Below are 13,827 nucleotides of genomic sequence, written 5' to 3'. Positions count from 1 at the left end.
TCAGAGCCCCTTCCGCGCTTCCAGTCGCGCCTTGGCATCGAGGGCGGCGCGCCCGCGCGGTCCGTGGAAATACTCGACGATCCAGGGATCGGTCTGTTGCAGCATCTCTTCCATCGTGCCGACGACCATAACACGTTTCTGGCCGAGCACGGCGATGCGGTCGCACACCGTGGCCAGGGTGTCGAGGTCGTGGGTGACCAGGAAGACGGTGAAACCGATCGTATCACGAAGATCGGCGATCAGCCGGTCGAAGGCCGCGGCGCCGATCGGGTCGAGGCCCGCCGTCGGCTCGTCCAGGAAGACGATCTCCGGATCGAGGGCGAGCGCCCGGGCGAGCCCGGCGCGCTTCTTCATGCCGCCCGAGAGCTCGGAGGGATATTTGTCGCCCGCATCGGCCGGCAGGCCGGCGATGGCGATCTTCAGGGCCGCGATCTCGTCCAGGATCTTGCCCTTGAGGCCGAGATGTTCCTTGAGCGGGACCTGGATGTTCTGGGCCACGGTCAGGGACGAGAACAGGGCACCGTTCTGGAACAGGATGCCCCAGCGCTCCTCGACCTTGCGCCGCTCGGCCGAGGGCATGTGCAGAACGTCCTGGCCGAAGACTTCGATCGAGCCCGTCTTCGGCTGGTTCAGGCCGACGATGGTGCGCAGCAGCACCGACTTGCCGGTGCCCGAGCCGCCGACCAGGGCGATGATCTCGCCCTTTCGCACGTCGAGATCCAGCTTGTCGTGCACCACCTGGGCGCCGAAGGCGTTGCGGATGCCGCGCAGGCGGATGATGGGATGATCGGCGTCCACGTCAGATCCCGATCGTCGCGAAGAAGATGGAGAAGGCGGCGTCGAGGACGATCACCAGGAAGATGCCCTTGACCACCGACTGGGTGGTGCGCCGGCCGACCGATTCCGAACTGCCCTCGACCTGCAGGCCCTCGAGGCAACCCACGACCGCGATGGTGACGGCGAAGAAGGGCGCCTTCACCACGCCGACGAAGAAGGTCTTCCACGAGACCGCCGCGGCCAGGCGGTGGATGAAGGCGTCCGGCGGGATGCCCAGGCTGGCCCAGGACATCACCATGCCGCCCAAGAGCCCCATGATGTCGGCGAAAAAGGCGAGGCAGGGCAGCATGATGACGAGGGCCAGGACCCGCGGCACCACCAGGACCTCGACCGGATCGAGGCCCAGGGTACGCATTGCGTCGACTTCCTCGTTCAGTTTCATCGAGCCGATCTGGGCCGTGAAGGAGGAGCCGGAACGGCCCGCGATGACGATCGCGGTCAGCAGGATGCCGAGTTCGCGCAGGACCGAGATGGCAACCAGATTGACCACGAAGATCTGCGCCCCGAACATGCGGAGCTGGTCGACGCCCTGATAGGCGATGACGACGCCGATCAGGAAGGAGATCAGGCCGACGATGGGCATCGCCTCGATCCCCGTCGCCTGGACCTGGGCGAAGGTGGAGGTCAGGCGGAACCGGCCGGGATGCAGGAAGGCGAGACGCAGCAGGGCCGCCACCGTCTCGCCCAGGAAGGCCACGAGCTGCAGGCCGTCGTGCGCCGCCAGCGCCACCGAGCGGCCGAAATCGCCGACCATGCGGGCGACGGGGGAGAGCCGCGGCGGCCGCTCCGGCGCCGGCCGGTCGGCCTGGGCGACCTGGCCCAGCAGGACCTCGTATTCGGGCCTGGCACCGACGATGGCCGCTGCCGCGCCTGCTGCTTGCCAGCGCGCGGCGGTGCGATGCACGAGCCAGGCCCCCACGGTATCGATGGCGTCCAATCCGCCGAGGTCGAGCTGCAGGCCGCGTCCGGCGGGCGCCGGCAGGGCGTCGAGGGCACGATCCAGGCGATCGGCATTGCCGACCACCCAGCGCCCGGCCAAGACGACGCGGACTTGTCCCGTCTCCTCGGCAATGGTGAGCAGGCCGGTTCCGGCGGAAGGCGTCATGACGGCATGGTGGAGCGTCCGGACCGATCACGCAACCGCGGCCGAGCCCCGGCCGATCTTGGTGATCATGTAATCCAGGCTGTCGGTATCCACCCGATCGCCGAAACCAGTGAGGATGCGCGCCACCACGAGGTCGCGGTAATGTTGCTTGGCCCCCGGTTCGTCGCGCAGCTCGGTCTCTTCGGCCGCGATCATGGCGACTCGGGCAAGCGGAAGCTGTTCCTCGGGCATCCCGGCGGCGATGAACAGACGGGCGATACCCTGGCCGCCCGGATCGTTCAGGAGCTGGTGGGCATTGGCGGCCGGGATGCCGGCGCGCCGGGCCATCGCACTTTCGAAGAAGAGATAATCGCCGGTCAGCAGCGCCCGCATCATCAGGGTGGGCGTCAGGCGGCCGCTGCGGTCGAGCGACTCGATGAAGCCTTCGAGATCCTGGCCGACACCATGGGGCAGGCCCAGGGTGGCGCGTTCCCGGCTCTGCAGCACGAGATCGGTCAGCAGGTCGGGGGCGATGGCGTCCCGGCTCAGCAGGTGTTGGCGCAATTGTTCGGCGACCACGGCCATCAGCCGTTCCGCCACCTGGGGCGGCAGGGCGGGACGGGCCGCCAGGGGTTCGGCCACCAGGGCCGAATCGCCGTGCCGTTCGGCCGCGCGCTCCAACGCCTGGTCGCTGAGGCTGGCGCCGGGATTGCCGACCAGGCGGCCGACGCTACGCGCATCGCCCTGCTCGACCAGGGCGTCGGCGACCGGGCCGGAGACCGCCGGGCGGCCGGCGATGGCATACATGGCACCCGGCGTGGCGGCCCGAATCAGGGCGACCAGGTCGTCGTCGGTCAATACGTTGGAGGCTTCGAGCAACGGCAGGGCGACGTGATCGACATCGCTGGCCAGCTTGATGGCGACGTCATGGGGCAGGTCGTCGGCATCCTGCACGGCCCGCGACAGGGCCCCGCGCACCGCCACCGTCGCCTTGCGGGCGACCATGCGGAAGAGCTGTTCGGTCGCGACCCGCGTCTCCTCGTCCAGGCGGCCGGCGCGCCATGCCGTGGCCACGCGGGTCACCGCGGCGGCCTGGCGTTCCGGCACCGGATCGGACAACAGGGCTTCGAGATCGGATCGGGACAGCATGGTCTCGGTCAACACTGCCTCTCGCTGCAACCAGACGAAGTGCCGCGCAGAGCGGCCACCTTCGACTTAGGACACTTCGACTTTCGGCGAGCGGCGGCGTGCCGCATCGACCTCGGCCTCTGTTCGCCTATTTTAGAGCTACACCGGAACTTCCCACACAGAGATTAACGCCGATCGGACCCGAATGATGCAAAATAAGCTGCAAATCGCCTTGATCGCCCTGTTCACCGGGCTCGGCGCCCAGGCCGCCCTGGCCGGCGACGCCGCCAAGGGCGCCGTCGTCTTCAAGAAATGCGCCGTCTGCCACACCGTCGAGGCCGGCGGCCCGAACCGCGTGGGTCCGAATCTGCACGGCGTGGTCGGCCGCGTCGCCGGCACCAAGGAAGGCTTCACCTATTCGAAGGCGATGGCCGGCGCCGGCTTCACCTGGGACAAGGAGAAGCTCGAATCCTATCTGACCGACCCCAAAACCTTCGTGCCCGGCAACAAGATGGCCTTCGTCGGCCTGAAGAACGAGGAAGAGCGCGAGGACGTGATCGCCTACCTCGAAGAACAAAAATAATTCGGCAGTGCTAAGCTCCGGGCCCCACCCGCCCGGAGCTTCATCATGGAACTTTCCGTTTCGGTCGAACGCTGGCCCATCGCCGGCGCCTTCCGCATTTCCCGCGGGGCCAAGACCGAAGCGGAAGTGGTGGTTGCCACCCTGACCGACGGCCCCCATCGGGGCCGGGGCGAATGCGTGCCCTACCGCCGCTACGGCGAATCGGTCGAAGGCGTGGTCGCCGCCATCGAGCGACTGCGCCCGGCGATCGAAGCCGGGCTCGACCGCATCGCCCTGCAATCTGCGCTGCCCGCCGGGGCGGCGCGCAACGCCCTCGACTGCGCCTTCTGGGATCTCGCCGCGAAACAGAGCGGGCGCCGGGTCGCCGAACTGGCCGGCCTGCCCCTGCCCCGGCCGGTGCTCACCGCCTATACCCTGAGCCTCGACGCGCCGGAAGCCATGGCCGCTGCAGCGCGCGCCGCGGCCAAGCCGCTGCTCAAGCTGAAGCTGGGCGGCGACGGCGAGGATTTCGCCCGGGTCGCCGCGGTCCATGCCGCCGCCCCGGAAGCGCGCCTGATCGTCGATGCCAATGAAGCCTGGAGCCCGGCCGAGACGCCGGCACTGGCCGCCCGCCTGGCCGGCCTCGGCGTTTCCCTGATCGAGCAGCCGGTGCCGGCGGGGGCGGACGAAGCACTCGACGCCGCCACCTGCCCCATTGCCCTCTGCGCCGACGAATCCTGCCACACGGTCACGGATCTGCCGCGGCTCGCCGGGCATTATTCTCATGTGAATGTGAAACTGGACAAGGCGGGCGGCTTGACGGCGGCGATCGAACTGGCGAAAGGGGCACGCGAACTCGGCCTCGGGCTGATGGTCGGCTGCATGGTGGGGACGTCGCTGGCCATGGCGCCGGCCGCCCTGCTCGCCCCCCTGGCCGATTTCACCGACCTCGACGGTCCCCTGCTCCTGGCCAGGGACCGCGAACCGGGGCTTCGCTACGACGGCGCCCTGCTCCATCCAGGCGTGGCGGCGCTCTGGGGATGAGGCCGGGGCACCACCATTTCAGCCCGGACTATGCGACCGCCCGGTACCGCCTGCTGGCCGCCTGCGCCGCGCGCGGCCTCGTGGTCGAGAGCCGGGTCCACCCCTTGCGCGGCCCGGCGGCGGAGCAACTGGCGCTCGACGTCGTCCGCATCGGCCCGGCCGGGGCGCCGCGCCGCCTGGCGCTCTTCGCCGGCACCCATGGGGTCGAGGGCTATTTCGGCGCCGCCCTCTCCCTCGGCCTGGTCGAAGACGGGCATCTGGACCATTTGCCCGAGGGCGTTTCCGTCCACCTGTTCCATGCCCTGAATCCCTGGGGCTTCGCCTGGACCCGGCGCGTCACCGAGGACAATGTCGACTTCAACCGCGATTGGATCGACTTCGGCGAGAGCCGGGCGCGCGACCGCGATTACGAGATCATCGCCGCCGCCCTGCTGCCCCCCGGGCTCGACCCCGCGACCCTGGCCGCGGCCGACGGCGAACTCCGCCATTTCGCCCGTACCAACGGCCTGCCGGCCCTCCAGGCCGCGGTGACGCGGGGCCAGTATCACCATGGCGACGGGCTCTATTTCGGCGGCTATGGTCCGACCTGGTCGCGCCGCCGGGTCTCGGAAGCCGTGCTCTGCCAGCTCTCCGGCGCCGACCATGTGGTGGCGATCGATTGCCATACCGGGCTCGGGGCCTATGGCACGGGCGAGGCGATCACCATCGCGGCGCCTGGCAGCGCCGCCTATGGGCGGGCAAAGGCCCTGTTCGGCGCCCGGGTCAAGTCGACGGTGACGGGCGAATCCCTCTCCGCCCATCTGATGGGTTCGCTCGACGAGGGCGTAGCCGCCTTGCTCGGCGACGACGGCCTCACCTTCGTCGCCCTCGAGGTCGGCACCAGGGACGGCATCACCGTGCTGGGCGCACTCCGCGACGACAATTTCCTGCATCAGCAGGGCGGGCTCGACACCGAGCAGGGCCGCGCCATCAAGGCCCGCCTGAAGGACGCCTTCGCGCCCGACGAGGCGGCTTGGCAGGACGCCGTCTATGCCCTGGGGCTGGAGACCGTGCAGGGCGTGCTGGCCGGGATCTGACGGCACCCGGGGACGCCCCGGGTGCCGCAAGGATCATGGTGTGATGCGCGGCGTGCCGGGCACGTCACCCTCGTTGGCGCGCTGGATGATATAGGCGTGGATCGCATCGGCGTCCGCATCGTTCAGCACGTCGGCGAAGGAAACCATGCCGTTGTCCTTCAACATGCCGCCCAACACGATCTCCTTGAAGGACTGGTGGATCACCGGGCCGGAATGGCGGAGATCGGGCAGCACGCCGCCGGAGACCACGCCGAAGCCGTGGCAGACGCCGCAATATTGCGCATAGAGGGCCTGGCCCTTGGCCACCTGCTCGGCCGGCGCCACATTGGGCGGCGGGGCCGGGATGGCGGCGGTCAGGTCGGGCTTGGGCAGGGTGGCGGTGCCGCCGATCTTGAAGGTCAGCACCCGGCCGATATTCGGGAAGTCCGAGGTCTTGGCCGCCCGCCCGAAGGCCAGGGCATAGGTGCCGCCGTAACCGGCCACGACCGTGACATATTGCTGGCCGTCCACCGTATAGGTGATGGGCGCGGCCTGGATGCCGGTCCAGGTCGGCGTGGTCCAGAGACGGGTGCCGGTCGCCGCGTCATAGGCGTTGAACTTGCCGTCGCTGGTGCCCTGGAACACCAGGCCGCCGGCGGTGGAGAGCACGCCGCCGTTCCACGGCCCCCAAAGTTTGGCGCGCCAGACTTCCTTCTGGGCGACCGGGTCCCAGGCGATCAGGGCGCCCGAGACCGTGGCGGGATCGACGTCGACGAAGGGCGAATTGTCGGCCCCGGTGTTCCACTGCTTGCGATGATAGGTGAATTTGCCCTGCGGCGCATAGAAGCCGGGAATTTCCTGGGTCGGGATATAGACCAGGCCGGTCTTCGGATCGAAGGACATCGGCTGCCAGTTGTGGCCGCCGAAGGGTGACGGGAAGATCAGCGCCGGCTTGGTCTCCCAGCGCGCGTCCGGGTTCTCGATCGGGCGGCCGGTCGTCATGTCGATGCCCGAAGCCCAGGTGACGGTGACGAAATTCTTGGCCGAGATCAGCTTGCCGGTCTCGCGGTCCAGGACATAGAAGAAGCCGTTCTTCGGCGCCTGCATGATGACCTTGCGCGGCTTGCCGTCGATCACCAGGTCGGCCAGGATCATGTGCTGGGTCGCGGTGAAGTCCCAGGTATCGCCAGGGGTTACCTGATAATACCAGCGGAGCTTGCCGGTGTCGGGGTCGAGCGCCAGGATCGACGAGAGATAGAGATTGTCGCCGCCGCCCGGGCTCCGGATATGGCGGGCCCAGGGCGCGCCGTTGCCGGTACCGACATAGAGCGTGTTCAGCGCCGGGTCGAAGGCCATGGAATCCCAGGCCGTGCCGCCGCCGCCCATCTTCCACCATTCGCCGGTCCAGGTCTTGGCCGCGGCTTCCAGTTCCGGGTTCTCGAAGGGCTTCGAGGGATCGCCGGGCACCGTGAAGAAGCGCCAGTCGAGCTTGCCGCTGGCCGCGTCATAGGCCGAGATGTAACCGCGCACGCCATATTCGGCGCCGCCGTTGCCGATGATGACATGGCCCTTCACCACGCGGGGCGCACCGGTGATCGTATAGGGCCAGTCGCCCACCTTGGTGTCGACCGACCAGGCGACCTTGCCGGTTCCGGCGTCGAGTGCCACCAGGCGGCCGTCGATGGTGCCGACATAGACCTTGCCCTGCCAGACCGCGACGCCGCGGTTGACCACGTCGCAGCAGGCGAACTTGCCCCATTCCTTGGGCACTTCGGGATCATAGGTCCAGAGCTGCTTGCCGGTCCTGGCGTCGAGCGCGAAGACGAGGGACCAGGGGGCAGTGACATACATGACGCCGTCGACCACGATCGGCGTCGAATGATGGCCGCGGGTGCCGCCGGTCTCGAACGACCAGGCGAGGCCGAGATCCTTCACATTGTCCTTGGTGACTTGGTCGAGCGGGCTGAAACGCTGCTCGTCATAGGTCCTTCCGTGGGACATCCAGTTGCCCGGCTCGGCATCGGCATGGGCGATGCGGGCGCCGTCGACCGTCGCGACACCCGGAGGTGGCGGCGGGGCGACATCGGCGAGGGCGAGGGTGGGACACAGCAAAAGGGCGAGCGCAGACAAGGCGCCGCCAACGCGCGAAGCGAACAATCTCTCCTCCCGATTTATTTTCTTATCAGGTCAGGAAAGACTAGCCGTCCCGTGGGGCCCGCACAATGGTGAACACGGCGTCACTTTTTGGGGGGACGGGCCGGGAAGGGCTTCAGCTTCAGCTTGGTCTGGTGATCGGGCACGGTCGACGAACCGTCGGCGTTCTTGCCCTGGAAATAATTCTTCTGCCAGCCGCGCTTGTTGGCGTCGGAGCCCTTGACCGGCAGGTCGCTGAGGAATTTGGTGCGTCCCTCGGACCATTCCTTGAAGGCGGCGGCGAGGTCGGGCTCGTCGGCCAGGCGCTTCACCTCGGGCTCGACCGTCTCGATCATGCCGCGCGGCACCGGGAAGAGGAAGGCGAAGGGTTCGCCCGCCTCGAACACCACCGGCACGTCCGGCGCCGTGAAGCGCCAGTTCATGGTGAAGGTGGCGGCCGACCAGTCGGTCTCGACGATGCCGGTCAGGGGGGCGATGCCGTGCTTGGCCTGATTGGGCGAACCGGTGACATAGAGGTTCCAGCCCGGCTCGGTCACGAACAGGGCATGGACATGGAAGGTCAGCACGCCGGAGCCGAAATGGCCGATCGCGGAACGCCCGGCGCCCGGCCCCGAGACCTGCACCGCCGCCGGCTCGACCCCTCCGGTCCAGACCGCCTCGACCCGCGTGGGACACAGCAGCTCCCAGCCGTGGGCATTGGCGATGTTGAGGGGCAGGCAGCGATAGGCGAAGCCATGCGGCGTCGCATCCATCCAGTCCCGCGTGGCGGGGGCGACGCGCATGGGCGGTGCATGGTCGCCGAACGTGTAGCAGGTGAGGCGCATGAGGGTGGATTATAGCCGGATCACACCGCCGTCCCAGCGCCGATCGAGGAAATAGCCGAGCACGGCCGAAAGCACGCAGAAGCCGGCCATGACGATGAAGATCAGGCCGCCCAGGGCGGCATAGAGCGGGCCCAGCGCCAGTGTCGCCACAGCCACCGCGACCGAGATGCCGATCGAGGAATAGAGCCCCTGGGCCGTCGCGGTCAGACCCTGGGGAATGCCGCGGGGAATGAAATGCATGGCGCCCAGATGGGCGAAGGCGAAACTCGCGGCATGGAGCCAGTTGATGGCGAGCAGCCAGCCGAGATCGGTGGTCGAGGCCAGCACGCCCCAGCGGACGATGCCGCCGAGCGCCCCGATCAGGATGAGCCGGGTCGGCCTGATCCTGTGCACGAAGCGCGCCGAGACGGCGAAGAGCAGGATCTCCGCCACCACGCCTTCCGACCAGATCAGGCCGATCGCGAGATCGTCCAGCCCGGCCTGGCGCCAATGCAGGGTGGAGAAGGTGTAATAGGCGGCGTGGCTGGACTGCACGAAGGCATTGGCGCCCAGGAAGAGCAGGAACACCGGATTGCGCAGGAAGGCGCCGACCGCCCCCTTCTGCCGGGGCGCGCGCTCGGTCCGGATGTCGGGCAGCATCCAGGCAAGCGCGACGGTCGCGGCCAGGGCCACCAGGGCGAGCCACAGGATGCCGTCCGGCCCCACCACTTTCTGCTCGAAGCCGACCGCCAGCGTGCCGCCGATGAAGGTGACCGAACCCCAGAGCCGCACGCGGCCATAGTCGTAGCCGCGCTGATAGGCCGCGAGCACGCCGAGATTTTCGGTCAGCGCCACCTGGGCCGGATAGAACAGGCTGGCCACCAGATTGGCCGCCAGGATGGCGACGAAACCCTGGGCCGGCAGCAGCAGGAGGTAGGACAGCAGGCTGGCCACGGTCAGCGCCATCAGGATGCGGCGGCGTTCGCCGAAATGATCGGCCAGGCGGCCGAAGCCGGTATTGCCGAAGATGCGCACCAATTGCCCGACCGACAGCACGACGGCGATCTCGATCGGATCGAGCCCGCGCGCCTGCATCCAGACCGGCAGGAAGGGCACGATGACGCCCAGCCCCGAATAGGACACGGCATAGAACAGCGCCATGCGCAGCGCCACCGGAATGCGGCGGCGAAGGGGTTCGGGCGCGCTCAAGATGGTTCAGCGTTCGATCGCGGCGTGCACCAGATCGGACAGCCGGCGGTGCCGTTCGACCGAGGCCCCCTCTTCCAGCAGCCCGGCCGAGAGGAAGACGAAGCTCACGTCGGTTTCGGGATCGCACCAGAAGACGTGGGAGCCGGCGCCCATGCCGCCGAAGGTGCCCGGGCTCGCCAGATGGCCGAAGGCCATGGGGTGCACCCCCTCGCCCCGCAGCCAGAAACCATAGGAGAGATGGGACGGCACCTCGGGCCAGCCGCGCGACGTCCGCATCGGGTCGTACATCAGGTGCGGCTTGGTCCCGGTGCGGTCGGCCAGGGCGAAACGGAGCAGGGCCGGCGAGAGGATCCGGGCATCACCCAGCTTGCCGCCCTGGCGCAGTGCCTCGACGAAGCGCAGCAGATCGCCCGCGGTCAGGCTGGCGCCGCCGCCCGCCATCTCGCTGTCGGGCTTCAGCCGGTCGCCGGATTCGAGCACGCCGGGCGGGAACAGGCCGGGGGTCGGATCGCGCACCACGACGGGGACATAACGCGGCCGCAGCTCGGCCGGAATGCCGAGCGCGGTCGAGCCCATGCCGAGAGGCTGGAACAGGTCTTCGGCCAGGATGCGGGAAAAGCGCCGCTCCCCCTCGTCCAGCCGGCGCACCACTTCGGCCAGCAGGCCATGGGCCAGGATCGGGCTGTACATCACCCGTTCGCCCGGCGGGCAGAGCGGTGCCGTGCGCGACAGCACCTCGGCCACCGAGTCCAGCCGGGTCGGGTTGAGGTTGCGGTCGCCCATGACCACGGGAGGCAGGCCGCTGGTATGGGTGATCAGATGGCCGACGGTGATGCCGCCCTTGCCCTCGGCCGCGAAGTCCGGGATCACGGCGGCCACGGGCGTGTCGATCGCGAGTTCGCCCTGGTCGATCTTCTGCAGCGCCGCCAGATTGGTGAACTGCTTCGAGACCGACATCGAATTGAACACGGCGTCGAGCGTCATGGCCCGGCCGCTCTCGCGATGGGCCAGGCCGATCGCCCGCTCCAGCACCACTTGGCCGCGCCGGGCGACGATCGCCACCGCCCCGTCGATCCGCGCCGCCGCGACATCCGCCTCCACCGCAGCGGTCAGGCGGGCGAGCCGGCCCGGATCGAAACCCTGGGCGGCGGCGATGGATGACGGCATGTTCAGGCTCTCCCCGGCTTCTGCGGCGGGGGAGTGTGGGGCTGAACCGGCGCTGGTTCAAGCGGGCGAATGGGGCGGGCAGGGCAGGACATGGCACGTCACGGCCGCGCGGCGTAGAATGCCGGCCGCCCGGGCCACGGCCACGGGAGGGGGAGCGCCACGATGAAGAAAATGATCATCCTGCGCGGCAATTCCGCCGGTGCCGGAACCTATCCCGACGAGCAGGGCAACAAGATCGCCTGGCCGAACGGCGCGCTGCATGTCGGCGCCGCCAAGGAATTCGCGCAGCGCAAGGGTTACGAGCCGGTCGTCCTCGACAAGCCGGGCCAACCCCAGAGCAAGACCAGCCCGCAGGCCAATGCCACGGTCGAGCTCTTCGGCCGCGATCCCGAGATCGCCGCCTTCTACGGCTTTTCCGGCGGCGGCTACAACATGCGCCACATCCTCGACCGGCTGTCAGAGGAGAACCCGGACGAACTGTGGCGGATCGAGCTGGTGGTCATCCTGGGCGCGCCGCTGCAGCCCGCCTCCGCCTTCGAAGCAGGCAAATACAATCGGGCCCTGAAGAAGAACAACATCGTGCCCGGAAGCTGGACCGTCATCTACCGGACCAACCCGCCGGCCGACCACGCGGTGGTGCCCAAGGGTGCCATGGCCCATATGTTCGGGCCGGAATGGCTGCTCGCGGACACCCCCGCGAAGCCCTGATCCTGGGCACACCGATCCTGGGCACACCGATCCTGGGCGCGTCGCTCCGGCCGGGCCGGGCGACGCGGTGGGGATCAGTCCTTGGCGCGTTCCATATAGGCGCCGTCGGCGGTCGAGACGACGACGCGGGTGCCGGATTCGATATGGGGCGGCACCAGGATCTTCTGGCCGTTCTCGAGCAAGGCCGGCTTGAAGGAGGAAGAGGCCGTCTGGCCCTTCACCACCGGGTCGGCCTCGACGATCTTCAGGGTCACGGTCTGCGGCAGTTCGGCCGCGACGGGCGAGCCTTCGTAGGTCCGGATGTAGCAGACCATGCCTTCCTGCAGCCACACCGCGGGATCGCCGATCACGTCGCCGGGCACCAGGATCTGGTCGAAGGTCTCGATGTCCATGAAGGCGTAATTGTCGCCCTCGGGATAGAGATACTGATACTCGCGGTCTTCCAGGCTGACCCGTTCGACCTGTTCGGACGAGCGGTAGCGTTCCTGGGTCTTCACGCCGTCGCGAATACCGCGCAGCTCGAACTGAGCGAAGGCGCCGCCCTTGCCGGGCTGCACCATCTGGGTCTTGAGCACCGCGAACAGCTTGCCGTTGATCTCGACGACATTGCCGACGCGGATCGAATTCGCGTTAACCTTGGGCATGGGGGAATACTCTATAGCCTGTCCGAATGGCGGCGGACCCTATCAGACACCGCCGCCAGGGACAACCTCGGCGAAACCCCCGGGTAAAGCCGCGGCTCAGGCCGACAGCGGATCGGGGCCGTAGGCGTTGGGGCCGGGAGTGCCGCGCAGGAAGCCGCATTCGATCAGCACCCAGAGACCGCCGATCACCGGGACCAAGCCGATGAAGACCCACCAGCCGCTCTTGCTCCGGTCGTGCCAGCGCTTGATTTGGAGCGCGAGGCCGATCCAGAGCGCCGGCACCATGACCACGAGCATGAGGACGACGAAGCCCGGCCCCATGGGCGCCGACATCATCATGGTGCCGTCCGGCATGGTCGTCGGTGTCATCTCGGGCATCAGGCCGAGGGCGGAGGCCAGGCCCCAGATGAGCGCATTGGTGGCGATGCCGACCGCGATCGAGGCGAGCCAGAAGGGCTGGCGGTTGATCCGGCCCTGGAACGAGAACAGAAGTTCGGACATTCGATACCCCCCGGTTTCGAAACGGCGGCCCTTCGTCGGGCCGGGCCGGTCGCGAGAACTAGGCACCGGGGCCTTGGAATCCGCAAGTTGAAATCAAGCCAGGTGTGATGCCCGTCAAATCCGCCTTGCCGATGGCGCGCGGCGCGCAAATCCACTAACCAGGGGTCCCGAGCCGAGAGCGCGACAGATGACCGACGACCGACTTCCCCCCGTGCCCTGGTGGCGGCCCGACCGCCATGCGGCCCGGCGCCCCTATCTGGCCGCCAGGGCGGCGGTGACCAAGGCGATCCGCGCCACCTTCGAGGGCTTTGACTTCACCGAGGTGGAGACCCCGGCGCTGCAGGTGAGCCCGGGCCTCGAGCCCCATCTGATGGCCTTTTCGACCGATCTCGAAGCGGCGGACGGCCATGTCCTGCGCCGGCTCTATCTCCACACCTCGCCCGAATTCGCCATGAAGAAACTCCTGGTGGCGGGCGAGACGCGGATCTTCCAGCTCGCCAAGACCTATCGGAACCGCGAACGCTCGGCCACCCACCACCCGGAATTCACCATGCTGGAATGGTACCGGGCGGGCGGCACGGTCGAGGACCTGATGGCGGATTGCGAAGCCCTGCTGCGCGCGGCGGCCGCGGCGGCGGGCCGGAAGACCCTGCTGGCCCAGGGCCGGGAAATCGCGATCGAGGAGGAATTCGAGCGCCTGACGGTGCAGGAAGCCTTCCTGCTCCACGCCGGCATCGACCTCGCCGCGACCATCGACGACCCCCTGAACCCGAAGCCCGAAGCCCTGCGCGCCGAGGCGGAGGCGGCAGCCATCCGCTGCGCCCCCGAGGACAGTTGGGAAGACATCTTCTTCCGCATCAGCCTCGACCGGATCGAGCCCGTGCTGGGCAGCGTGAAGCCGAGCTTCCTGACCGACTGGCCGATCTCGCTC

14 protein-coding genes are annotated in these 13,827 nt (G+C 68.4%); 5 read left to right on the top strand and 9 right to left on the bottom strand.

Going from position 1 to position 13,827, the window contains the following annotated elements; genetic code table 11:
• Genes WC493_RS05415 through WC493_RS05405 form a run of 3 tightly spaced genes read right to left on the bottom strand, consistent with a single transcriptional unit; the run spans window position 1 to window position 3,082 of the window.
• On the bottom strand, window positions 1-798 hold the full coding sequence (locus WC493_RS05415) for an ABC transporter ATP-binding protein (RefSeq protein ID WP_373063321.1): 798 nt from the start codon (window positions 796-798) through the stop codon (window positions 1-3).
• Between the two features lies 1 nt (window position 799).
• Window positions 800-1,942, bottom strand: coding sequence for an ABC transporter permease (locus WC493_RS05410; protein ID WP_373063319.1), 1,143 nt, complete (start codon window positions 1,940-1,942; stop codon window positions 800-802).
• Between the two features lie 27 nt (window positions 1,943-1,969).
• On the bottom strand, window positions 1,970-3,082 hold the full coding sequence (locus WC493_RS05405) for a DUF2336 domain-containing protein (protein ID WP_373063317.1): 1,113 nt from the start codon (window positions 3,080-3,082) through the stop codon (window positions 1,970-1,972).
• Window positions 3,083-3,254: 172 nt separating this feature from the next.
• On the opposite strand from WC493_RS05405, the gene WC493_RS05400 reads away from it, so the two are divergent.
• Genes WC493_RS05400 through WC493_RS05390 form a run of 3 tightly spaced genes read left to right on the top strand, consistent with a single transcriptional unit; the run spans window position 3,255 to window position 5,731 of the window.
• Window positions 3,255-3,632: a cytochrome c family protein gene (locus WC493_RS05400; protein ID WP_373063315.1), complete on the top strand. Its 378-nt coding sequence runs from the start codon at window positions 3,255-3,257 to the stop codon at window positions 3,630-3,632.
• A 45-nt stretch (window positions 3,633-3,677) separates the two neighbouring features.
• Window positions 3,678-4,655, top strand: coding sequence for an N-acetyl-D-Glu racemase DgcA (gene dgcA, locus WC493_RS05395; protein WP_373063313.1), 978 nt, complete (start codon window positions 3,678-3,680; stop codon window positions 4,653-4,655).
• A complete protein-coding gene (locus WC493_RS05390; protein ID WP_373063311.1) occupies window positions 4,652-5,731 on the top strand; it encodes a DUF2817 domain-containing protein in 1,080 nt (359 codons plus the stop codon). Before dgcA ends, WC493_RS05390 begins: the two co-directional genes overlap by 4 nt.
• A 33-nt stretch (window positions 5,732-5,764) precedes the next feature.
• On the opposite strand, the gene WC493_RS05385 is transcribed toward WC493_RS05390, so the two are convergent.
• From WC493_RS05385 to WC493_RS05370, 4 genes are all read right to left on the bottom strand, one after another.
• Entirely contained in the window at window positions 5,765-7,867 is a 2,103-nt protein-coding gene (locus tag WC493_RS05385) for a PQQ-dependent dehydrogenase, methanol/ethanol family (protein WP_373063309.1), read from the bottom strand.
• 80 nt (window positions 7,868-7,947) lie between these two features.
• Complete coding sequence (locus WC493_RS05380) at window positions 7,948-8,688, bottom strand: DUF6065 family protein (RefSeq protein ID WP_373063307.1); 741 nt, start codon at window positions 8,686-8,688, stop codon at window positions 7,948-7,950.
• Window positions 8,689-8,697: 9 nt separating this feature from the next.
• A complete protein-coding gene (locus WC493_RS05375; RefSeq protein ID WP_373063305.1) occupies window positions 8,698-9,876 on the bottom strand; it encodes an MFS transporter in 1,179 nt (392 codons plus the stop codon).
• Window positions 9,877-9,882: 6 nt separating this feature from the next.
• Window positions 9,883-11,043 (bottom strand): serine hydrolase domain-containing protein, encoded by a 1,161-nt coding sequence (locus WC493_RS05370; protein WP_373063303.1) that lies wholly within the window; start codon window positions 11,041-11,043, stop codon window positions 9,883-9,885.
• 162 nt (window positions 11,044-11,205) lie between these two features.
• Between WC493_RS05370 and WC493_RS05365 the strand changes: the two genes are divergently transcribed.
• Window positions 11,206-11,751 (top strand): hypothetical protein, encoded by a 546-nt coding sequence (locus tag WC493_RS05365; protein WP_373063301.1) that lies wholly within the window; start codon window positions 11,206-11,208, stop codon window positions 11,749-11,751.
• 74 nt (window positions 11,752-11,825) lie between these two features.
• On the opposite strand, the gene efp is transcribed toward WC493_RS05365, so the two are convergent.
• Together efp and WC493_RS05355 are read right to left on the bottom strand one after the other, a co-directional pair.
• Complete coding sequence (efp, locus tag WC493_RS05360; RefSeq protein WP_373063299.1) at window positions 11,826-12,395, bottom strand: elongation factor P; 570 nt, start codon at window positions 12,393-12,395, stop codon at window positions 11,826-11,828.
• Between the two features lie 96 nt (window positions 12,396-12,491).
• Window positions 12,492-12,896 (bottom strand): DUF805 domain-containing protein, encoded by a 405-nt coding sequence (locus tag WC493_RS05355; RefSeq protein ID WP_373063297.1) that lies wholly within the window; start codon window positions 12,894-12,896, stop codon window positions 12,492-12,494.
• Window positions 12,897-13,083: 187 nt separating this feature from the next.
• Here WC493_RS05355 and WC493_RS05350 point away from each other — a divergent pair.
• A partial coding sequence (locus WC493_RS05350) for an amino acid--tRNA ligase-related protein (protein WP_373063295.1) occupies window positions 13,084-13,827 on the top strand: 744 nt, incomplete at its 3' end.

The organism is Zavarzinia sp. (assembly GCF_041650655.1).
Lineage (GTDB): Bacteria > Pseudomonadota > Alphaproteobacteria > Zavarziniales > Zavarziniaceae > Zavarzinia.
This window is presented reverse-complemented; position numbering and strand designations above follow the sequence as displayed.